Annotated in this window: 23 protein-coding genes and 1 riboswitch; of the genes, 12 read left to right on the top strand and 11 right to left on the bottom strand. The window is 62.4% G+C overall.

Translation table 11 applies throughout. The annotated features are described in order from the left end of the window. Positions 1-35 precede the first annotated feature (35 nt). Both FNU79_RS13715 and FNU79_RS13710 read left to right on the top strand, forming a co-directional pair. Entirely contained in the window at positions 36-1,202 is a 1,167-nt protein-coding gene (locus tag FNU79_RS13715) for a DUF4357 domain-containing protein (protein WP_143721380.1), read from the top strand. Next, positions 1,199-2,053 carry an ornithine cyclodeaminase family protein gene (locus FNU79_RS13710; protein ID WP_143721379.1) on the top strand — a complete coding sequence of 285 codons (855 nt, stop codon included), beginning with the start codon at positions 1,199-1,201 and terminating at the stop codon, positions 2,051-2,053. The genes FNU79_RS13715 and FNU79_RS13710 overlap by 4 nt, the downstream gene beginning before the upstream one ends. Here FNU79_RS13710 and FNU79_RS13705 read toward each other — a convergent pair. From FNU79_RS13705 to FNU79_RS13680, 6 genes are all read right to left on the bottom strand, one after another. Further along, the gene (locus tag FNU79_RS13705) at positions 2,044-2,946 is read right to left on the bottom strand and encodes a MerR family transcriptional regulator (RefSeq protein WP_143721378.1); all 903 of its coding nucleotides are present in this window, start codon (positions 2,944-2,946) and stop codon (positions 2,044-2,046) included. The genes FNU79_RS13710 and FNU79_RS13705 overlap by 10 nt on opposite strands. A gap of 67 nt (positions 2,947-3,013) precedes the next feature. Continuing rightward, a complete protein-coding gene (locus FNU79_RS13700; protein WP_143721377.1) occupies positions 3,014-3,808 on the bottom strand; it encodes a hypothetical protein in 795 nt (264 codons plus the stop codon). Positions 3,809-3,910: 102 nt separating this feature from the next. After that, positions 3,911-4,435, bottom strand: a complete 525-nt coding sequence (locus FNU79_RS13695) for a hypothetical protein (protein WP_143721376.1) — start codon at positions 4,433-4,435, stop codon at positions 3,911-3,913. Between the two features lie 33 nt (positions 4,436-4,468). Then, positions 4,469-4,891, bottom strand: coding sequence for a TA system VapC family ribonuclease toxin (locus FNU79_RS13690; protein ID WP_143721375.1), 423 nt, complete (start codon positions 4,889-4,891; stop codon positions 4,469-4,471). Then, the gene (locus FNU79_RS13685; protein ID WP_143721374.1) at positions 4,888-5,154 is read right to left on the bottom strand and encodes a hypothetical protein; all 267 of its coding nucleotides are present in this window, start codon (positions 5,152-5,154) and stop codon (positions 4,888-4,890) included. Before FNU79_RS13685 ends, FNU79_RS13690 begins: the two co-directional genes overlap by 4 nt. Positions 5,155-5,204: 50 nt before the next feature. After that, positions 5,205-5,819, bottom strand: a complete 615-nt coding sequence (locus tag FNU79_RS13680; protein ID WP_143721373.1) for a DUF7079 family protein — start codon at positions 5,817-5,819, stop codon at positions 5,205-5,207. Positions 5,820-5,957: 138 nt separating this feature from the next. Further along, positions 5,958-6,065, top strand: a riboswitch (TPP riboswitch). Positions 6,066-6,116: 51 nt separating this feature from the next. Here FNU79_RS13680 and FNU79_RS13675 point away from each other — a divergent pair. Genes FNU79_RS13675 through FNU79_RS13655 form a run of 5 tightly spaced genes read left to right on the top strand, consistent with a single transcriptional unit; the run spans position 6,117 to position 11,075 of the window. Then, positions 6,117-6,815, top strand: coding sequence for a thiaminase II/PqqC family protein (locus FNU79_RS13675; RefSeq protein ID WP_143721372.1), 699 nt, complete (start codon positions 6,117-6,119; stop codon positions 6,813-6,815). A 6-nt stretch (positions 6,816-6,821) separates the two neighbouring features. After that, positions 6,822-7,583 (top strand): ABC transporter permease, encoded by a 762-nt coding sequence (locus FNU79_RS13670; RefSeq protein ID WP_143721371.1) that lies wholly within the window; start codon positions 6,822-6,824, stop codon positions 7,581-7,583. Between the two features lie 20 nt (positions 7,584-7,603). Beyond that, the gene (locus FNU79_RS13665; protein ID WP_143721370.1) at positions 7,604-8,629 is read left to right on the top strand and encodes an ABC transporter substrate-binding protein; all 1,026 of its coding nucleotides are present in this window, start codon (positions 7,604-7,606) and stop codon (positions 8,627-8,629) included. A gap of 49 nt (positions 8,630-8,678) precedes the next feature. Next, complete coding sequence (locus FNU79_RS13660; RefSeq protein ID WP_143721369.1) at positions 8,679-9,650, top strand: nucleoside hydrolase; 972 nt, start codon at positions 8,679-8,681, stop codon at positions 9,648-9,650. A 48-nt stretch (positions 9,651-9,698) separates the two neighbouring features. After that, on the top strand, positions 9,699-11,075 hold the full coding sequence (locus FNU79_RS13655; RefSeq protein WP_143721368.1) for a sensor histidine kinase: 1,377 nt from the start codon (positions 9,699-9,701) through the stop codon (positions 11,073-11,075). Between the two features lie 85 nt (positions 11,076-11,160). Here FNU79_RS13655 and FNU79_RS13650 read toward each other — a convergent pair whose 3' ends face one another. Next, positions 11,161-11,436, bottom strand: a complete 276-nt coding sequence (locus FNU79_RS13650) for a hypothetical protein (RefSeq protein ID WP_143721367.1) — start codon at positions 11,434-11,436, stop codon at positions 11,161-11,163. Between the two features lie 24 nt (positions 11,437-11,460). Between FNU79_RS13650 and FNU79_RS13645 the strand changes: the two genes are divergently transcribed. Next, the gene (locus tag FNU79_RS13645; RefSeq protein WP_143721366.1) at positions 11,461-12,831 is read left to right on the top strand and encodes a DUF4388 domain-containing protein; all 1,371 of its coding nucleotides are present in this window, start codon (positions 11,461-11,463) and stop codon (positions 12,829-12,831) included. A gap of 78 nt (positions 12,832-12,909) precedes the next feature. Further along, positions 12,910-13,176, top strand: a complete 267-nt coding sequence (locus tag FNU79_RS13640; protein ID WP_124871632.1) for a hypothetical protein — start codon at positions 12,910-12,912, stop codon at positions 13,174-13,176. 93 nt (positions 13,177-13,269) lie between these two features. Here the strand turns inward: FNU79_RS13640 and FNU79_RS13635 are convergent, their stop codons facing one another. Then, complete coding sequence (locus tag FNU79_RS13635; RefSeq protein WP_124871635.1) at positions 13,270-13,605, bottom strand: FKBP-type peptidyl-prolyl cis-trans isomerase; 336 nt, start codon at positions 13,603-13,605, stop codon at positions 13,270-13,272. Positions 13,606-13,678: 73 nt separating this feature from the next. Then, complete coding sequence (locus FNU79_RS13630) at positions 13,679-15,130, bottom strand: MBL fold metallo-hydrolase RNA specificity domain-containing protein (protein ID WP_143721365.1); 1,452 nt, start codon at positions 15,128-15,130, stop codon at positions 13,679-13,681. Positions 15,131-15,213: 83 nt separating this feature from the next. On the opposite strand from FNU79_RS13630, the gene FNU79_RS13625 reads away from it, so the two are divergent. After that, entirely contained in the window at positions 15,214-16,209 is a 996-nt protein-coding gene (locus FNU79_RS13625; protein ID WP_143721364.1) for an isocitrate/isopropylmalate dehydrogenase family protein, read from the top strand. Positions 16,210-16,294: 85 nt separating this feature from the next. After that, a complete protein-coding gene (locus FNU79_RS13620; RefSeq protein ID WP_143721363.1) occupies positions 16,295-16,795 on the top strand; it encodes a hypothetical protein in 501 nt (166 codons plus the stop codon). Positions 16,796-16,816: 21 nt separating this feature from the next. Here the strand turns inward: FNU79_RS13620 and lepB are convergent, their stop codons facing one another. Then, the gene (gene lepB / locus FNU79_RS13615; protein ID WP_143721362.1) at positions 16,817-17,386 is read right to left on the bottom strand and encodes a signal peptidase I; all 570 of its coding nucleotides are present in this window, start codon (positions 17,384-17,386) and stop codon (positions 16,817-16,819) included. A gap of 47 nt (positions 17,387-17,433) precedes the next feature. Further along, the gene (locus tag FNU79_RS13610) at positions 17,434-18,690 is read right to left on the bottom strand and encodes a TCR/Tet family MFS transporter (protein WP_143721361.1); all 1,257 of its coding nucleotides are present in this window, start codon (positions 18,688-18,690) and stop codon (positions 17,434-17,436) included. A 103-nt stretch (positions 18,691-18,793) separates the two neighbouring features. On the opposite strand from FNU79_RS13610, the gene FNU79_RS13605 reads away from it, so the two are divergent. Then, entirely contained in the window at positions 18,794-19,516 is a 723-nt protein-coding gene (locus tag FNU79_RS13605; RefSeq protein WP_143721360.1) for an AzlC family ABC transporter permease, read from the top strand. Positions 19,517-19,525 lie beyond the last annotated feature (9 nt).

Below are 19,525 nucleotides of genomic sequence, written 5' to 3'. Positions count from 1 at the left end.
AAGAGAATCCGGGTCTTCCGTTAAACTTTTGAGACATGTCCGCCAAACACAGCAAAACCGTTCATGGGCGTATAGCTCAGGTCGTTCAGAATATTCAGCACTGGCTGGCGCTGCACCCCAATCCGGGTGAGGCGGTGGTGCGGCAGACTATCGTGCTACCGCTCCTGCAAGCGGCGGGCTTCGACATCTGGAATCCGGCGGAGGTGATTCCCGAGGAAACCGACAAGGGCGGCTTTCGGCCCGATTTGCTGGTGGTGGTGGGTCAGCATCAATTCGTGCTTGAACTCAAAGGGATGAATGTGGGCCTGCACGACAAGGATTATCAGCAGGTCGCCTCCTACGCAGGAGGCAAGGGTATCCGCTGGGCGCTGCTGACAGATGGCCGGGTGTGGGTGGTCATTGACGAGCACATGCAAGGCCCATATTCAGAGCGCATCGTCTTGAAACTCGAATTGGTTCAGAAAGCTGCTGGGGTGTTCGCCGATGATCTCTCTGCCGTGCTGGACGCGGCAAGCTGGATGAGCGGTGCGTTTGAGACTCGGCTCTTGGAAGTCCAGCAGACTCAGCAAAAGCGGCGCGACGACGCTCAAATTCACTCGCAAAAGCGTCCGATTGTCGAAAATGTTCAAAAAAAGTATGGGATAGACACCTTTGAAAATGCGGCTGAGGCAGCGGTCAAAATGGGCTTGACCACTGAGGCCGAGCGCGACGTGCTGCTGGGCGCGGTGCAGAGTCAGCTGCCCAGTCCAGCCACGGTGGAACCCAAGAAGTTAGAAACTGAAGAAAGCAAGTGGCGGCCCAAGGCACAGCCCAGCAAGGTCGCCAAGTTCTCTGTGCCCAAGTCAGATGCGCCTACCCTGCCTGCGCTAAGCGAAATTGCCTTCCGTTACCGGCCCGGACAAGCAGATGCTCAGGCAGTTTATCTTCCCGAACTGGGTAAGTGGGTGATCCAGGCAGGCAGCATTACCACCGCTGAGGTCAAGGAGTACGCCATATCTGTAGTCAAACGCCGTCAAACCATGTTGGAAGCGGGTGAAGTTCTTCTGCTAGAAGACGGGCGGCTGCGTTATCTCAAGAATGTGGAGTACACCTCGCCAAGCACAGCGGCAGACGATATTTCTGGCGCTTCTAAAAACGGTTGGATCGTCTGGATGGACGAGCAGGGCCGCCCCGCTCAATATCACCGGCCCCCAAAGGGATGAAGCTTCTCACCGACGCCGACGTTTACCGCTTTCCCGTTGCCCAGGCGGTAAAGTCCATGCGGACTGCTTTGCTGTTGCACGCTTCCGGACACCTGACCGCCCCGCCGCGTCTGAGAGCCGCTGGACTGACTTTCACGGTGGGCGAGACGCCGGACGCTTTCGGCTTCCGAGCTTACCCCAACGTGGAAACGCCGCTGGAGGAGCAACTGGTGGCCGTCTGGAACGCTCAGGGGCAGGTGGAGGGTGTGATTGTGGGAAGCGCCCTGGGGCCGCTGCGAACATCAGCGTTGGGCGCGGTGGCAACGGATGTGCTGTCTCGCCCCGAAGCTTCGAGGTTGGGCCTGATCGGCAGCGGCATTCAGGCGAAGGCGCACGCTCTGGCCGTCGCCACCGTGCGCCCGCTCTCGCGTATTTTGATTTACAGTCGTGACGCGGTCCACCGAGAGAAGCTGGCGGCGGAATTGATGGCGTTGGGTCTGCCCGCCAAAGCCACCGCAAGTGCCGAGCAGGTCTGTACTGAGAGCGAGTTGCTGACCCTGGCGACCAGCAGCGCCAAGCCTGTCATTCGGGCCGAGTGGGTGCGTCCCGGCACGCACGTCTGCACATTGGGGCCGAAGGAAAAAGAACGTCACGAGTTTCCGCCGGAACTGGCCGAGCGCTGTGCCCTGATCGTCACAGACAGCCCGGCGCAATTGGGGGCCCTCTCCGGCGCGGCAGTACGGGCGCTCGGCGGGTATGTCCAGAACCCGCCGTCCCGCCGACCAGAGGACATCACCCTCTTCCTGTCGGTGGGGTTGGCGGGCACGGAGGTGGTGCTGGCGCAAGAACTCCTGCGGTTCGCTCAGCCCTGACCCTCGGGCACGAACGGCCAGGCCACATCGGCCACCAAATCATTCGGGCCAGCCATGTTCCAGTCCTGATTGTAGACTTCACGCGGCGCGAACTGGCTGCACTCGCCGAGCTGCTGGGCGTATGAGAGCGCCGCGTCATAAGCCTTGAGAATCTGGGGAAACTCGAATTGCGCTTTGGTCAGGGTGACGTAGGCTTCATGGTGGGCGCTCTCGTCACGCAGGGCGAACTCGCCTTCCGCTGCCAGTTCACCGCTGTACGGAAAGCAGATCTCCACCGGGCCGTCGCTGTCGTTGTTGACTTCACCGTGATAGACGGCGAACATCGGCCCGGCCATCTGTGCACCCTGCTGCTCTACAAAGGCAAGCACGCGGCCCGAATCTTCGAAGAAGGCCTTGAGATCATTTACAAAGACCCGGCGGGTGATAGAGACGACGCGCCGCTGAGGTACGAAGCGCTGCTGAAGGGTGAAGCTGCTGTCGGCTGACTGATCTATGTGCATGGCAGTCTGGGTCATATCGAGGCTCCTTTGATCGGTACTGTCTTGATCTTTGAAGACTTGGCTCAGTAGGTACTCGGCCAGTTCGCGCCGCTGCGTATGGGCGGCTTCCACGCCTTGCCACAGATGCTCAAACCGTTTCCGGCGCTCAGCGCTCGGGGCGTCCAGCACTTCGGCAATGGCACTCAGCGGCAAGTCGAGCTGACGCAGCAAGCTGATCTGCCTGGCTCGCTCAAGCTGCGCGGGGTCGTAATAGCGGTAGCCGCTCTCGGCGTCGATCCAGGCCGGTGGAAGCAAGCCGAGTGAGTCGTAGAGCCGCAGCGCTTTGATGCTCAGGCGGCTGAGCTGCGAGAACGCTCCAATCGTCATGCTGCTGCGGGTTGGCGTGTTCGGCATCCTTAACCCTCCGGAGGTAAGAGCAGTTTGCAGCCTGCCCCAGGGGACGAGTCAAGCGCCGGGCATTTCAGACACTGGCCAGCCAGACCCAGGCCAGCAACGCCGCGCCGCCGATCAGCAGCCAGCTCGGAGTGCGCGGCACGCTCAGCGGCTCGCCTGGGGGCGGTAGACGCCGCAGCCGGGGCAGCACGAAGTTGACCCACACCAGCAAAATGCCCGACCCGAAGCTGGCCGCGCCCGCCGAGGCCAGCGTCAAGAAGAGGTCGCGGGTGCCTGCCAGTGTCGCCAGCATTGCCACCAGACCCACCAGTAAGTAGGGGATCAGGGTGAGACGCCGCGTCCAGTTGCACCGCTCCCCAGCATCATCTGGCAGGTGTGCGGAGAGGGTGAGTGCCGCGTGAACCATCGCCCGGTACGCCAGAAACGCGCCGAGCAGGGTCGAGCCGGTGCGCCAGAGCAGTTCCAGCGGCAGATCCCGCAGCGCCGCGTCTATGTCTCCGAACGGTGCGAACGACAGCGCCAGCAAGTAGCCCGCCGCCGCGAAGAGGCCAGTGTGACCCAGCAACCACCAGAAATACCAGGCCGTGCCAATGGTCGGCGTGCGGCGCAGCGCGGTCAGACCGACCACCCCCTGCGCGGCGCTGGCGAGCGGCCCGGCCAGCGCGATCAATCGGCGGCCCAGCTCGCCCACGCTCTGCTCGTCGTAATTCATCACGGCGCTGCCAATCGAAACCTGACTTGCGCCGAGGGCCAGCGCCAGCCCGGCGTGCCCCAGACCCTCGTGAATCAGGCTGCCGAGCAGGCCTACCAGCAGCGAAACGGCTATCAGGGTTGGCGTGTCCGGGCGGTCAGAGGGGCGCATACCGTTCTCCTTGGACCCACCTGGACGGGGCCGAATGAGGTGAGCTGGGCGGTTTCTGGGCTCAGTATGCACCCAGCCAGAAGGCGGTCACTCGGTCTACTCTTACGGAAACAGCCGCCCGCGTGATTCGGGCCGCAATTGGTTAAACCATTTCATCGGCACCGCCAGTTCGCCCACCACCTCGTCCTCGCCGCGCGTGGCCCACACGCCGTAATCCATTCGGCGCAGCGGTCCCAGCACGTCGCCGTTGGCGCGGGCGGCCTGCTCGACTTCCCGCCTGGCAGCGCCAAACAAAGCCGAGTCCATAAACTCCCGCTTGGTCAGCGTCAAGAACGCTTCGCGGTGTTCGGGGTCGGTGCGCTGGGTCAGTCCGTTCGGCACGTTCAGTTCGCCCTGATACGGCACGCAGACTTCCACCGGGCCGTCGCTCTCCTCAGTCACGGGGCTGTGGTAGATGATGGCCACTGGGCCGAGCTGCTCTAGGCCTTGCTCGGTCAGGACAGTGGGGAGGGCGAGGCTGGCTCCATTCACGAAGTTGTCCAAATGGGCTGGGCGCAGGCGGTTAATGGCGCACAGCAAGGTGCGGGCAGGCAAAAAGCGGTACTGGACGCGGGAAGGAGCAGTCATGCCGCGAGGATAGCGGATTGAGCTTCCAGCGGTTCAGTCCAGCACTTCCAGCTTGAGGCCCGCGCCTGCAAAACGGGCAAATCCCCGGTCAGCCGTGACTAAGGTAAGGCCGCGTTCTAATGCCAGCGCCGCCAAGTAAGCGTCATTGAGCTCATTGCCAGTCAGATTGAGATTCAGTGTTAGGGCCCGCCAGCGCTTGAGGCCCGCCTTGCCGAGTTCGGCGTGTTGATAATTGGGCAGGGCGTGAAGATCAGCCAGAAAAAGAAAGACGTCTTCAGCAGGGGTATGAAACGTCCTTGTTGAAATGCGGGCTACCGCCACTTCATTCAAACCGCAGGAGTAAATGGCCTCTCCCGCTTCAGTTTTTTGCTTGAGCCACTCAACACTCCGGCGATGCTGCGGGGAGGTGATTTGAAAAGCGTAGAGCAAAATATTGGTATCTAGCAAATAATTCACTGAATCGGCGTTTCTTCTTCAAGAAGAAGGCCCATTTTGGCGATTTGCTCGCTGTCATCGTTGATGAGTGCTTTAAGTTGTTCGGGGGTGAAATCAAAAGGCACGTCAGAAGAAAAGGTGTGAAGCTTGAACGCCATTTTCTCTTCTACAAGCTGAGCTTTTAAGCCGGCTTCAACCATCTGGGTAAGGGTGATTCCGCGCCGCAGGGCTTCCATCTTGGCGCGGCGGTGCAGGTCATCGTCTATTCGCAGGGTGGTTTGCATAGCTTAGTCTATCAGACAGAAAGACAGCAATCTGTCTTTTATCCCCTCTCTCAAGCCAAAGAGATGAGCGCCAGCACGGCTTGGCCGCTGCGCTCCAGGTTCTCGCTCTTCAGCAGCAGCGGGCGCAAGGTGGGCTCCAAGTCGGCCCAGACGGTTGTGAGAGTTGCGGCACTGGCCGGGCAAGTGGGCAGCGGCGGCAGTTCAGGCCAGAAGTAAGCGCGGGCCATCCCATGCCAGACGGCGGCCCGCGCTGAGCGCTCAGCGTCGGGGAGAGCCAGCAAACCACTCCGCAGCCGCATGGCCGCCGCGTAAGCAGGCTCCACTTCGCGGCTCCAGACCCGCTGCATCAGTGCTGAGAGTGACCAGCGCCTTAGCCGGTGCCGGACGGCCCGCCGACGCACGATCCGCTGCTCCAAGAAGTCCGACTCAAAGTAGGCCCACTCACCAGCCACCAGAGTCAGATTGAACAGCAGGGCGGGCGTCACCTCCTCGTGCCAGATTTCACCGAGCGCGTCCTCGTCCAGGCCGGATTCAGCCAAGCGGTGGGCGATCAGCGGCAAACTGGGACGGGTGTCGGTGTCCAAAAACAGTTCGCCCAACGCGTCCCAGACGCGGCGGCGCACGGCGAGTTGGGCGGGGGTAAAGGGCGCGTGGGGCAGAGGCATCGGCTGAGGTCTAGTCTGGCGCAGCGCAGCTGGATTGTGAACGGGCTGCTTATCCAGTGGCGCTCAGTCACCACTCGCTGTGCCTTCACTGACCAGTCCTGCTGGTTTAATTGCCTCGCTCCGGCTGTGCTAGCGTGACCGTGTCACCGGGGGTGCTCGGGCTGCCAAGTGGAGCCCGGGCTGAGATCAAACCCTTGGAACCTGACGCGGGTAACGCCGCCGGAGGGAGCGTGACGACAACTTCGCCATTGCCGCGCTGCGCGTTGTCCATGCCCCTTCCCAGAGCTGGGGAGGCTTATGCAAAAGACCACCATTGAATGGACTGGAAGTTCCTTTTTATCCGCACTGCTCGGCCCCGATTTGCAGGCCAAACGCCAAGCTCTCATCGAGCATCCGCTCTGGCGAGCCATAGAAAGTGGTCAGGCCAGCTTGGGCCACCTGCAAGTCTTTGCCCTGCAAGACGCTTGGCTGGTGCAGCACTCACCTCAACTCGAAGCGCTGCTGCTGGCTCACGCGCCCGACGAAGCGGCCCACCGGACGCTGAGCGCCAAGCACGACCCCAAAGCGGTCTTTGCCGGACAGGGCAGCTTGCAGCATTTCGGCGCGGGCATCAGCCTGACACCCTCCGACTTCGAGCACATTATCACGCTGGCCGGTTGCCTGACGCTGACCAGTCATTTTTATTACGCGCTGCTGCGGCACGGCTTTGTGGGCATGCTCGCCAGCCTCAGCGCCAGCGAGAGCGTGTTCATCGCCATTTGCCAGCGGGTCGGGCCAGCTTTGCAGCGCCACTATCACCTCACCGACGAGCAGGTGGCTTTCTTTCCGCTGCACGACCACTTGGAAGAAAGCGTCAACGGCGGCGAGGCGGCCCTGCTGGAGCGGCTGTGCCAGACCCCTGCCGAAGTGGAAGCGCTGAAACTGGTGGTTTCGCAAACCTACGACTGCGAGAAATTGTTTTACGACACGGTCTGGCAAGCCGGCTTAAGGACTTAATTCCCTGTGAAGTGGACTGGGCTGCTGCCCGCCGTGGGTCTGGGCCTCGCCGCCGCCGCGCTGATTGAAGCCGCCTCGCGGCTGGGCTGGGTCGCGCCCAACTTGCTTCCTGCGCCGAGTCAGGTCTGGGCGGCGCTGCGGCTCAACGCCGACATCTTGGCAATGCACACCCTGCAAACATTAGCCGAAACCCTGCTGGGCCTGCTGCTGGCGCTGATTTTGGGGCTGGGCTGTGCGCTGACGCTGCGGCGCTCCGCCGGGCTGCGCCGCACCCTGCTGCCTTGGCTGGTGGTCTCGCAGACCATTCCACTGATCGCGCTCGCGCCGCTGCTGCTGGTGTGGATGGGCTTCGGGCTGCTGCCCAAGCTGGTGATGGTCACGCTGTTCTGCTTTTTTCCCATCACGGTGTCCACGCTCGGCGGCCTGATGCAGCCCAATCCCCAGCTCGAAGACCTGTTCCGCAGCTACGGCGCTTCGGCCTCACAGCGTGACGCTTTGCTGCGCTTTCCGGCGGCTCTGCCTGCTTTCTTCGCGGGCCTGCGCCTGTCGGCCAGCTACGCCGTGACCGCCGCCATCGTGGGCGAGTACGTCGGCGGCTACGCCGGGCTGGGCATCCTGATTCAGACCAGTGCCAACGCCCGCGCCACTGCGCTGGTTTTTGCAGCCATCGCCCTGACCGCCCTGTTCAGCGTGCTGCTGGTGGGCCTCGTCTCGCTGCTGGAACGCGCCGCTCTGCGGGGCCGTCCGCCACTGTCCGACCAATCCTGAAGCTCAAAAAGGAACACACCATGACCCTGATCCGCAAAACGTTGGCGCTGGCCCTCGGCCTGAGCCTTTCACTCGGCCAAGCCCAGACTGCCAAGGCCCAGACCACCCCGCCCCTCTTGCCGGTGACGTTGGCGCTCGATTGGACGCCCAACGTCAACCACATCGGCATTTACGTGGCGCAGCAGCGCGGCTGGTACAAAGCGGCGGGTGTGCAGCTCACTGTCTTACCCTACGCCTCCACCTCGCCGGAAGTGCTGGTCACGGCGGGCCGCGCCGATGTGGGCATTTCCGGCGCGGAAAGCGTGACCGCCTCAGCCGCCTCGCCCAATCCGGTGATCAGTATCGCGGCTATTCTGGCCAAAAATACCGCTGCCTTCGCGGTGCTCAAGAGTTCGGCGGTGGTGCGGCCCAAGCAACTCGACGGCAAGATTTACGCGGCCTTCGGTGCGCCGTACGAAACCCCGATCATTCAGCGCCTGATTCGCAACGACGGCGGGCAGGGCCAGTTCAAAAGCCCGGTGCTGAGCGCGGGTGGTTTGCCCGCCCTGCTGTCCAAGCGGGCCGATTTCATGTGGATTTTTGAAGGCACCGAAGGCGTGGAAGCGCGGCTGGCCGGCACGCCGCTGCGGACCTTTTCGCTGACCGCCTACGGCGTGCCGGATTACTACACGCCGGTTCTGGTAGCTGATCCGGCGCGGCTGGCGGCCAACACGCCCAAGCTGCGGGCCTTTCTGGCGGCCACCGCACGCGGCTACGCCTACGCCGAGCGCCACCCCGCCGAGGCTGCCGCACTGATGCTGGGGGCCGTTCCCAAGGGCACCTTTCCTGATCCGAAGGTGCTGACCGAGGGAACGGCCTGGCTCTCCAACCATCAGGCGTACGCCCAGTCCGGCCAGCCGTGGGGCCAGCAGACTTTGAAGATGTGGACGGCGTATCCGGCCTTTTTGCTGAAGGCGGGCGCGATCCGGACGCCGGAGGGCAAAGCGGTGAAGCGGCTCGATTTTGACAGCTTGTTTACCAATAAGCTGCTGCCGCAGGTGAAATAACGGGAGCCGGACATAACGGGAGCCGGGCGGCGCTGTGCCATCATTTGGCATGACGCCGCCCCCTGCTGCTCCCCGCCCGGTCATTCTCGACGGCGACCCTGGCCACGACGACGCCATCAACATTTTGCTGGCCTGCTCAAGCCCCGAGCTGGAGGTGCTGGGCGTCACCACGACCTACGGCAATGTGGGCCTGGAGCGCACCACCCACAACGCGCTGGTGGTGCGCGAACTCATCAATCAGACTTCGGGCGCAGATTTCCCGATTTATGCTGGCGCTGACCGCCCGCTCGTCGTCCCGCGCCTGAGTGCCGAGTCGGTTCACGGCGCAAGCGGGCTCGACGGCCCCGATCTGCCCACGCCCAAGCGGGGAGCCGAAGCGCTGCACGCCGCTGAGTTCATCATCCATGCGGTTCGTCAGCGGCCCCACCAAGTCACTTTGCTGCCGACTGGCCCCCTCACCAATCTGGCGCTGGCCCTGCGCCTCGCGCCCGATATCGCGCCGCTGATCCGCGAAGTCGTCTGGATGGGCGGCAGCTTGGACACTGGCAACTGGACGCCCAGCGCTGAGTTCAACGCCCTGTGTGACCCGCACGCCGCCCGGATCGTCTTTGAGTGCGCCGCTGAAACGGGCCTCAAGCTGACCATGTTCGGCCTGAATGCCACCCATCAAGCGGTTGCCAATCCGGCGCGGGTGGCGGCTTTCCGGCAGCTCGGCACCAAAGTGGGCGAGTTCACCGCTGTGCTGCTGGAATTTTTTGCCGAGCACCACCTTGAGCGCTACGGCTGGGACGGCGGAGCGCTCCACGACCCGATGACGGCGGCGTATTTGATTGAGCCCGATCTGTTTGAGGTTCAGGCCATGCGGGTAGATATTGACATTTCGGATGGCCTCAGCGCAGGCCGGACGGTGTGCGACGTGTGGCGCGTGACCGGCCAGCCCCCGAACGCAGACGTGGCCCTCAAGGTGGACGCCGACGGCTTTTTCAATTTGTTGGTGGAAAGGATCGCCCGTTACCGCTGACCGGCCCGCCGTGAGGCGCGTCTCACCGTTTCCCCCTAGACTTGGCGCGTGACCGACTCGGCCCGATTGCGTTTTTTGCACACCCTGCGCTTCCGGCTGGCGCTGCTGTATACCCTGCTGGCGCTGCTGGTGGTGGGGCTGGTCAGTGCGCTGATTACCGCCAAGCTGCTCAGCGACCTCGACACTCAGTTTCAGGCCCGCCTCGATGAACGCGCTGACCGACTCGCTGAGGCCTTCGGCAGTGGCAGTAGCGGCCTGGGCAAGCCCGCCACCCCCAGCGGCGGTTACGCCATGGTCGTGGACAGCGGCGGCAAAGTGACATATGCCAACGCGGGTGTAAAGGTTTACGAAAACTCGCCGTTTCCCTTCGGGGGCAAAACAGAGGTGCTGATTCAAGATTTGCTGGTTCGCACCGCCACCCGTGAGCTGAGAGGCTACGGCGACGGCAAGAGCTTTATCTGGGTCGGCCTGCCTGAAGACGCGCTGGTTCAGGCCCGCCAAAGCGCCTGGCGGCTGCTGTGGATAGCTGTTTTGACCGCGCCGGCTTTGATGATGCTGCTCGGCTGGTTGGTGGGCCGCCGCGCTCTGGGCGGGTTGGGCCGCGCCGCTCAATTGGCTGACCGCATTGATCCGGCCCAAACGGTCATGCCGCTTCCGCTCCCACAGCAGCAAGACGAGGTCTACCGTCTGCTGACCGCCATCAACCGCCTCTTGGCCCGCATCGAAATGCAGCAGGGCCGCGAAAAGCAGCTTCTGGGGCAGATTGTTCACGAACTCGGCGCTCCGCTGACTGTGCTGCGGGCTTCTCTCAGTCAGGCCACCCAGCGCACCGGAGACGCCGACGTGGCCCGCGCCGCGCTGGTCGCTGACGAATTGACCTTCACCACCCAAGATTTGATGCAACTGGCACGCGGTCAGCTCGAAATGAAATTGGTCTGGCATTTCATTCCGGCTGGCACCTTGCAGGGCCGCCTAGACCGCTTGGTGGCGGGCACGACCTTCAGCGGCGACTGGCAAAGCGGCATGGTGCTGTGCGACCCTGACCGGCTGACTCAGGCACTGCGCAATTTGCTGGCCAATGCGCGGCGGGCGGCGGGAGCGGCAGGCTGGGTGGAGATCGACCTCAGCGAAACGCCGCAGCAGGTGCGCTTCACTGTGCGCGACTCTGGACCCGGCCTTCCCTCCGAGCTGGGCGAGAGCATTTTCGATCCGTTCGTCAGCGGCTCGGGCAGCAGTGGGCTGGGCCTCAGCGTCTCGCGCCAAATTGCCCAGGCGCACGGCGGCGAGCTGAGCGGTGGCAATCATCCGCAGGGCGGCGCGGCCTTTAGCCTGACTCTTCCGGGGCCAGAACTGGGCGACGACTTTGGAGATGAAGACAGCGCCGAGTGGGAAGAGGAGGGGAGCAGCAAAGCAAAGCCCAATTAAACCAGAATCCACTCAAATCGGAGCCCAGCCAAACCAAAATCTAAACGGGCACGCCTTCACAAAAGCTTAACATTGTCAGGTGGCCTTACCAAAAGCGTAAATCCAGTAAGCGGCCAGTTGAGCGGCTGGTGGGTGATTGAGCGCCCTTATTCATCAAGCGTTTTTGCTGAAGGGCAGCGCTGTTTGTCAGCTGAACAAAAGTCATTTTGCGTGTCGGGCTTGTCATTGCCATGTAAGGCGTTTTTTTTATACTGAATCTCAGACCTTGCTCACGCGCTGGGAAGCCTGCTGCCGCCCATTCCCAGCCGCGTTTTCTAAAACCGCCTTCACTCTGGCAAGTTTCCCTTTTGCCGTTTGCCACTGCTCTACAATCCAATCTCAAGAAGTGAGGGCTGCTGTGCTTCAAGTCAGCGACTTCGTTTCCCCCCAACTTAGTGTCGGCGGCCCCGCCAAAGGAGGTGAAGTTATCCTTGCCCGTGTAGAAACCAAAAAATTCTTGCTGCTGCTGACCCAGCAAGCGCCGCAGCTCGAAAAAGATTTACGGCGGTACAGCCGTGAGTCGGTCAAGTGGCGCATCGAAACGACGGGCAGTGTGGCCGCCGTGATGAGCGCTTACGAGAGCTTCCCGCCGGATTTGGTGGTGCTCGATCCCGCTTTGCTCGAGGGCAGCGTCGAGAGCTTGCTCGAACATGCCAAGCGCAACTGGCCGCGCACCTTCTTTTTGCTGCTCTCTGACCGGCCCGAAGCCGACTTTCAAGCGGTCTTCGAGCGCTTTGGCAGCTTGCCGATCATCGCGCCCGAAAGCGCTTTGAGCGTCAGCAAAGCCATCGAAAAAGAAATGGTCGGCCTGGTCAACGGCACCCTGCGCGGCCTGATGCTCTCCAGCTTTTTGCAGATGATGGAGTGGGAAGCCAAAAGCGTTTCGATTCATGTTTCTGCGGCGGAGAAGTGGGGCCGCATCCATTTGTACAAGGGCAAGTTTGTCAGCGCTTATGTTCACCGCCAAGAACTCAGCAACAAACAAGCCGCCATTGAAATCATGATGTGGGACAACATTTCAATTGCGGTGGAGCGCTCCTACCACAACCACAATAACCAGCCCACTTTGCCGCTGTCTTCTTTGCTGATGGACGCGATGGTTAAAAAAGACGAAGAAGCGATGGCTCCCGCCCCGCCAGAACAGAACAATGAGCCAGATGCAGATGCAGAGGCAACCAGCAATCTGGATATCTTCAGCGAAGACGCCTTTGACGATCCTCCCGAATTTGAATTCGACGACGCCATTGCCGTTTCTGAAGAAATCGACGAAGACGAAATGGGCCTTTATATTATTCAGACTTCCGTGCCCAGCTCTATTTCCGTGCCGAGTAAGGAAATTGAAAAGAAACTCCTTGGCAAACCCAACAGCCGTGACATCCTGGTGGGCGACATTTTATCGATTGACGGTGCGGTGGCGGCGGCCCTGGTGGATTACAGCAGCGGCATGGCGCTGGACATGGTCGGCAGCGGCATCGACTTGGAACTGGCCGGAGCCGGAACCACCGAAGTGGTCAGGGCGCAAAAGCGCTCGATGGAACTGCTCGGCATTGAGGGCCAGATTGAAGACATGATGGTGACTCTGGAGCAGCAGTACCACCTGCTGTATATCTTGCCGGGAACCACTTTGTTTTTGTATGTGGTGCTGCGCAAAGAGCAGGCCAATCTGGCAATGGCCCGTTACAAACTCAAGGCGGCGGCGGCGCAGCTCCAGCTCTGAGTTGATACGGCCTCTGGGTTGACTCGGCCTTTAGCGTCCGCACACCCCACTTTCCCTGCGGCGTGCTGCAATACAGCCATGACCGGACATACCAGCGACGAGCAGTTTGACCGCGCTCCCGAAACACGCGGCACCGATTCGGAGAGCGCCACCAAGACCCCCAACCAAAACCGGGGCGTGATTCAGGACTCACCGGGCAACCCCGATCTGGGCTTTGAGAGTGACGCGGGCGGCGAGGGCAACCTGACCGACGCCGAGATGCCGGAAGGCTGGACACCGCCCGCAGACCCCGAAATTCCGCGCGATTACCCGGTGTCTCCTGACGACGCCTCAAGCGACATGTAGACCCCCGACCAATCAGTCTCCGATCTACAGACGACAAGCAAACGCCGCCGAAGCTTCTCCAAGCATTCGGCGGCGTTGTATTTGGGTGGCAATTTAGCGGGCGTCCACCAGTTCCACGTCAAAGATCAGGGTGGCGTTGGGCGGAATGACTCCACCTGCGCCGCGTGCGCCGTAGCCCAGGCTGGGCGGAATGGTCAGCTTGGCTTTGTCGCCGACATTCATCTGCGAGATGCCGTCGTCCCAGCCCTGAATGACCTGGCCCACGCCGAGCTGAAACTCAATCGGCTCGCCCCTATCGCGGCTGCTGTCGAACTTGGTGCCGTTTTCCAGCGTGCCGGTGTAATGCACTTTGACCATCTGGCCCTTTTTGGCGGGTGCGCCGTTGCCTTCGTGGTACTTGTCGATCTGGAGTTCAGTGGGATTCGTCATGCTCCAGAGCCTAACAAACCCCCGGCATCCAAACCTGAGATAAAGCTGAAGGATTGGTCTTATTCTGCCAGCACTACTCTGCTTGGCCCACCCCTCTGCTCACCTCGTCCACCTCACCTGGCGGTTTGCCTCCGGCGAAATGGGTCTGCTCCAAGTTAACTGCGCCGCGCCTCGGCACCCGGTCGGCAACTCGGCCCCGCTCGGCCAGAACCGGCAGAAATTCGTCCATCACCTGCGCCTCGCCGTGAACCAGCCAGATGTGGGCCTGGCCGGTGGTGTCCAGCCAGCTCAGCAAGTCGTCCTGGTCGGCGTGGGCCGAGAAGCCGCCGATGGTATGCACGTGGGCCCTGACCGCCACGTCTTCGCCCAACACCTGCACCTGCTCCGCGCCCGCCACGATGCGCCCGCCGAGGCTGCTGGGCGACTGGTAACTGACGATCACCAGGCTGGTGCTGGGCTTCCAGAGCTGGTGCTTGAGGTGGTGCTGGATGCGCCCGCCGGACATCATGCCGTTGCCCGCGATGATGATGGCCGCGCCGTCATAGCGGTTGATGCGCTGCGACTCGGCGCTGCTGGTCACGACGTGCAGGGTGGAAGGCTTGAACGGGTCTTGGCCGCTCTTAAGGGCTTCGCGGACTTTGGGAATGAGTTCGTCACCGAATTCGAAGTATTCATGGGTGGCCCGCGCCGCCATCGGAGAATCGAGAAAGATCGGCACACGCGGCACGTCTCCAGCGTCCATCAGAGTTTTGAGGTAATACAAGATCGCCTGCGCCCGCTCGATGGCAAAGCTGGGAATCAGGATTTTGCCGCCGAGCCGCACGCTGCTGTTGAGCACGTCTCTGAACTCGGCCAGCGTCTCTGCCAGGGGGCGGTGGGTGCGGTTGGCGTAGGTGGTTTCGATCAGCACCGCGTCGGCTTCCGGCGGCGGCGTGAAGTCTTGCTGGAGGCCGCTTTCGCGGTTGCCAAGGTCGCCGGAGCAGATCACCCGGCCTTCTGCGGAGTCCAGAATCAGGTAAGCGCTGCCGAGGATATGCCCGGCCCGCTCGGCCCGCACTTTGACCTGTCCCACCGCGAGGGTCTGGCCGAATTCCAGCAGGGGGCGCATCAGCGCGACGGTTCGGTGAACGTCTTCCTCGTCGTAGAGGGGCTGCGGCACGTCCGCCTCACGGTTCATCCGGCGTGCCCTGCGGACATCCTGCTTATAGCCTTCCACCTGCAAGCGGGCGCTGTCGAGCAGCACGGTTTCGGCCAGCTTGAGGGTCGGCGGAGTGCAGTAGATCGGGCCTTTATAGCCGCGCCGCACCAGCAGCGGCAGCCGCCCGACGTGATCGAGGTGGGCGTGGGTCAGCAGCACCGCCGAGAGGTCGCCCGCCTCAAAGGGAAAGGCTTCGCGGTTGCGGGCCTCCAAGTGCTCGTCGCCCTGAAACAGGCCGCAGTCGACGAGGAGTTGCTGGCCGCCGAGCGTGAGCAGATGACAGCTGCCGGTGACGGTTCCGGCTGCGCCCAGACTTTGCAGATTCATGGGGCATTGTAGGCTCTGGTCCCTCACCCAGAAACACCCCGCGAGCCTGCGCCCTGGCCCCCATCCCCTAAACTGAACCCATTATGGCTAAATACCGCATTGCACTGATTGAAGGCGACGGCATAGGACACGAAGTGATTCCGGCAGCCCGCCGCGTGCTGGACGCCGCTGGCTTCGACGCCGAGTACATCGACGCCGAAGCAGGCTACGAATATTTCCTCGATCACGGTACGTCCACCCCCCAGGCCACCTACGACGCGGTGGAAAACACCCACGCGACTTTGTTCGGCGCGGCCACCAGCCCCACCGACAAGCCGGACGGCTTCAAGGGCGCGATTCGCCACCTGCGCCAGAAGTACGGATTGTACGCCAATGTGCGCCCCACCAAAACCCGCCCGGTGCCGGGGTCGTATGACAACGTGGACTTGGTGATCGTCCGCGAGAACACCCAGGGCCTGTATGTCGAGCAGGAACGCCGCTACGGCGATACCGCCATTGCCGACACCGTGATCACCAAAGACGCCAGCCTCGCCATCGGCAAATTTGCCGCCAACCTCGCCATGCAGCGCCGCAAGAAACTCATGGTGGTGCACAAGGCCAACGTGCTGCCGGTCACGCAGGGCCTGTTCCTGAACACCATCTTGGACGAAGTTAAAGGCATGGACGACCTCAGCACCAGCACCATGATCGTGGACAACGCCGCCATGCAGCTTGTCCGCAACCCTGCCCAGTTCGACGTGCTGGTCATGACCAACATGTTCGGTGACATCCTCTCCGACCTCGCGGCGGGTCTGGTGGGCGGTCTGGGCATCGCCGCCAGCGGCAACATTGGCGACAAATTCGGCATCTTCGAATCGGTTCACGGCTCGGCCCCCGACATCGCCGGGCAGGGTGTTGCCAACCCCACCGCCACCGTGCTGGCCGCCGTGCTGATGCTCCAGCACTTGGGCGAAACCGAAATTGCCACGCGCCTCGATAACGCTGTCAACAAAATCTTGCAAGAAGGCCCTCGCACCCGCGACCTCGGCGGCACAGCAGGCACCGAAGAATTTACCAAAGCGCTGATTGCTTCCCTGTAAACCAGACGCCGTGAAGTGGGACGTGCCGCCTCAGCTTGGCGCACGTCCCACTTCTTCGTGTTCGGCTTGTCTCTATCATGTCGGCATGGCAGATTTAGACGGACGCATCGGCGGCATCACGGCGGGCTACGACATTCACGCCAAATGGCAGGGCGAGCGCCTTCACGGACGCATCGGCGGCACCTTCAACGGCAAAGACATTGATGTGCGCCTCAGCGGTGATCAGGTCAACGGCAGAATCGGCGGCCATTTCGGGGGCTTCGATGCCGACGGCGAGGTGAGTGATACGCACGTGCAGGTGCGCCTCGGCGGGCGCATTGACGGCGACGACGTGCGCCTGGACATCAGCGGCAACCGCGTACAGGGCCGCTTCTCGGGAAAATTGAGTGGCAAAGACCTAGACCTGAGACTCGACGGCCAGCACCTGACCGGACGCATCGGCGGCCACCTGGACGGCAAGGATGTCAATCTCCAGATCGGTAACGTGCCGCTGGGCCTTGCTGCACTGGCGGCGGCCTGCGCCTACAAAGCGCTGGAAGATGAGCAAAACGACGCGGCGGCGGCCAGTTCGGGTGGCTCAAGCTGAAGCGCCGAGGTAGGCTGGCCCTTATCGCCCGCCCACCCGGCCCGGTGGCCACAAACTGATGTTTGCCGTGCCCGCCACGTCTTTCACGCTGACTGGCCCGTAAAAACGCGAGTCCACACTTTCAGCGAGTTGGCGGTTGTCGCCCAGCACGTAGACCGCTCCCGGCGGCACTCGGCTTGGCGCTTCGTCTTGGGCTGCTCCTCCGCTGACGTAGGGTTCAGCTACTTTTTGCCCGTTGACCCGCAGTTGCCCGCCCCTGATTTCTACCGTGTCGCCCGGCACCCCCACCACCCGCTTGATGTTGTAGGAACGGTGACGAACTTCCCAGACGCCCAAAATGCTCAGCGTCTCCCAAGCGTACTCGCTGTCTGGCGGGGCTTTGAAAATGACGATATCGCCGCGCCGGTAGGGGAGGCTGGTCAGGTGCCAAGCGTAGCCCCAGCGCGGAGACTTGAGCAGCAGCATGGCCTGACCCGTCTGCAAGGTGGGGTTCATGCTGCTGCCGTCTACGCGGGCAAGGGTCAGGCCGAAAGTGGAGATCAGCCACAGCACCAGCAGCGGTAAAATGGCTTCGCGCCACACGCGGTTCATCGGGGCTGAGTGTAGGGCACGCGGATGAGCGGCGGGGCCAGCGCCGTTCAGACGGTTTTGACTTCAATAGCTTCTATCACCGTAGGCCCGGCAGCGGGAGGCAGTTTGCGTAGCGCCGCCCACGCCAGCCCCAGTCCGATCACCGAAAAGACCGCGCCCATCATAAACGCGGCTCCCGGAAAGCGCACTCCCGAGCCGCCGCCGTTGAAGTAAGCAAAGACCCAGGTGGCGAGCAGCGGCCCCACCACGCCCACCAAACTGTTGACGGCGGTGAGTGCGCCCTGCACTTTGCCCTGCTCGGATTCGCTGACCTGGCGGCTGATGATGCCCTGCAAGGTGGGGCCAGCCAGCCCGCCGAGTGCGCCGAAGATCAGCGAGACATACAGCAGCAGCGAGGTTTTGGCAAACGCCAGCACCAGCATTTCCAGTGTTCCCATCGCCAGCCCCAGCAAAATGGCCCGCCGCTCGCCCAGCCAGCGCACCGAGACACTGATGAAGCCGCCCTGCACGATGGCGGTCATCAGGCCAAACGCCGCCAGCGCCACGCCGTTTTGCAGCGGTGTCCAGCCCAGCACGCCCTCGGTGTACAGCACCCAGGTCGAAAAGATGACTTGCCCGGCCATGCCCAGCACGATCAGAGCGGCGGCCATGTTGAGAATCACCGGATACTGGGCCAGCGCGGCCAGAGGCGTGAAGGGGTTGAGATTTTTGCGGCTCAGCCTCGCGCCGCGTGAGGCAGGCGGCAGCGATTCCGGCAAGACGAAGTAGCCGTAAAACATGTTGAGCAGGGCCAGCCCCGCCGCGAACATGAACGGCACGCGCAGGCCGTAATCGCCCAGTAAGCCGCCCAGCGCCGGCCCCAAGATAAAGCCGACGCCAAAGGTCGCGCCCAGCTTGCCGAAATTCTTGGCGCGGTCTTCGGGCGCGGAAACGTCGGCAATGTAAGCGTTGGCGACTGTCAGGCTGGCCCCGGTAATGCCCGCCAGGACGCGGCCCACAAACAGCCACCACAGCGTCGGCGCAAACGCCAGCAGCAGATAATCCAGCCCCATGCCCAAGAGGCTCAGCAGCAGCACCGGGCGGCGGCCATACCGGTCAGATAGGACGCCCAAAATCGGCGCAAAGATAAACTGCATCACGGCGTAGACGGCAGTAAAAATGCCGATATACCGCGCCCCCGCCGCCGCCGAACCCGACAATTCCTTGACCAGCAGCGGCAACACCGGAATAATCAGCCCGATGCCCATGATGTCAACTAGGGCGGTAATCAAAATAAAAACCAGGGCAGCTTGGGGTCGGCGCATTTCCTTAAGCTATCAAGCTCTGGTCGGGGCCAACTAAGCCAAATGGCTCAGAAGCGGCGGGTGTTTCTGGACTTCACGCTCCAAAACCGGCAGGCTAGCGGGTGTGAAACCGTCTGCCGCTTCCTTTTCCCTCTCGCCCTCCTTTTGGCGTGGGCTCCGGGCATTCTTGCCGCTGGTGCCGGGCATCTTGCCGTTTAGCTTGGTGACGGGAGTGGCTGCCGTGCAAGCCGGCTTTTCGCCAGTGCAGTCGATTTTCTTCTCGATCATCGGCTTCGCGGGGTCGGCGCAACTGATCGCCTCGCAGATGTTTAAGAGCGGCACCCCCACCATTTTGATTTTGCTGAGCGCTCTGGTGGTCAATTTGCGCTTTGCCATTTATTCGGCCGCCATGTTGCCGGTGCTCAGCCGCGCTTCAAAGCTGTGGCGCTGGCCGCTCGCCTACGTGCTGACCGATCAGAACTTTGCGGTGATGGCCGCGCGGCCCGCAGATGAGCCCAACCCGGTGCAGTATTACGCGGGCGCGTCGGCAGTGATGTGGCTGACCTGGCAACTCGGCACCGTGGCCGGGGCGCTGCTGGGCGCGGGCATTCCCGCCGCTTGGCCGCTGGACTTCGCCGTGCCGCTCAGCTTCATCGCCCTGCTGGTGCCGGTGCTGAGAACCCGTCCGCAACTGCTGGCGGCGCTGGTATCGGGCGCGGTGGCGGTGGCGGCCCACGGCTTGCCTTACCGCATGAACTTGATGGTGGGCGCGGCCTGCGGCATCGCGGCGGGGTTGTATGTCCAAAACCTCAGGGCCAAGTCAATCGACGAAGACGTACAGGCGTGACCATCTGGA

The sequence above is a fragment of the Deinococcus detaillensis genome (assembly GCF_007280555.1).
GTDB classification, from domain to species: domain Bacteria; phylum Deinococcota; class Deinococci; order Deinococcales; family Deinococcaceae; genus Deinococcus; species Deinococcus detaillensis.
This window is presented reverse-complemented; position numbering and strand designations above follow the sequence as displayed.

Bases quoted from the DNA above. Each gene is read 5' to 3' on its own strand.
- FNU79_RS13715 (WP_143721380.1), top strand. From the start codon at position 36: ATGTCCGCCAAACACAGCAAAACCGTTCATGGGCGTATAGCTCAGGTC.
- FNU79_RS13710 (WP_143721379.1), top strand. From the start codon at position 1,199: ATGAAGCTTCTCACCGACGCCGACGTTTACCGCTTTCCCGTTGCCCAG.
- FNU79_RS13705 (WP_143721378.1), bottom strand. From the start codon at position 2,946: ATGCCGAACACGCCAACCCGCAGCAGCATGACGATTGGAGCGTTCTCG.
- FNU79_RS13700 (WP_143721377.1), bottom strand. From the start codon at position 3,808: ATGCGCCCCTCTGACCGCCCGGACACGCCAACCCTGATAGCCGTTTCG.
- FNU79_RS13695 (WP_143721376.1), bottom strand. From the start codon at position 4,435: ATGACTGCTCCTTCCCGCGTCCAGTACCGCTTTTTGCCTGCCCGCACC.
- FNU79_RS13685 (WP_143721374.1), bottom strand. From the start codon at position 5,154: ATGCAAACCACCCTGCGAATAGACGATGACCTGCACCGCCGCGCCAAG.
- FNU79_RS13680 (WP_143721373.1), bottom strand. From the start codon at position 5,819: ATGCCTCTGCCCCACGCGCCCTTTACCCCCGCCCAACTCGCCGTGCGC.
- FNU79_RS13675 (WP_143721372.1), top strand. From the start codon at position 6,117: ATGCAAAAGACCACCATTGAATGGACTGGAAGTTCCTTTTTATCCGCA.
- FNU79_RS13665 (WP_143721370.1), top strand. From the start codon at position 7,604: ATGACCCTGATCCGCAAAACGTTGGCGCTGGCCCTCGGCCTGAGCCTT.
- FNU79_RS13660 (WP_143721369.1), top strand. From the start codon at position 8,679: ATGACGCCGCCCCCTGCTGCTCCCCGCCCGGTCATTCTCGACGGCGAC.
- FNU79_RS13640 (WP_124871632.1), top strand. From the start codon at position 12,910: ATGACCGGACATACCAGCGACGAGCAGTTTGACCGCGCTCCCGAAACA.
- FNU79_RS13635 (WP_124871635.1), bottom strand. From the start codon at position 13,605: ATGACGAATCCCACTGAACTCCAGATCGACAAGTACCACGAAGGCAAC.
- FNU79_RS13630 (WP_143721365.1), bottom strand. From the start codon at position 15,130: ATGAATCTGCAAAGTCTGGGCGCAGCCGGAACCGTCACCGGCAGCTGT.
- FNU79_RS13625 (WP_143721364.1), top strand. From the start codon at position 15,214: ATGGCTAAATACCGCATTGCACTGATTGAAGGCGACGGCATAGGACAC.
- FNU79_RS13620 (WP_143721363.1), top strand. From the start codon at position 16,295: ATGGCAGATTTAGACGGACGCATCGGCGGCATCACGGCGGGCTACGAC.
- lepB (WP_143721362.1), bottom strand. From the start codon at position 17,386: ATGAACCGCGTGTGGCGCGAAGCCATTTTACCGCTGCTGGTGCTGTGG.
- FNU79_RS13610 (WP_143721361.1), bottom strand. From the start codon at position 18,690: ATGCGCCGACCCCAAGCTGCCCTGGTTTTTATTTTGATTACCGCCCTA.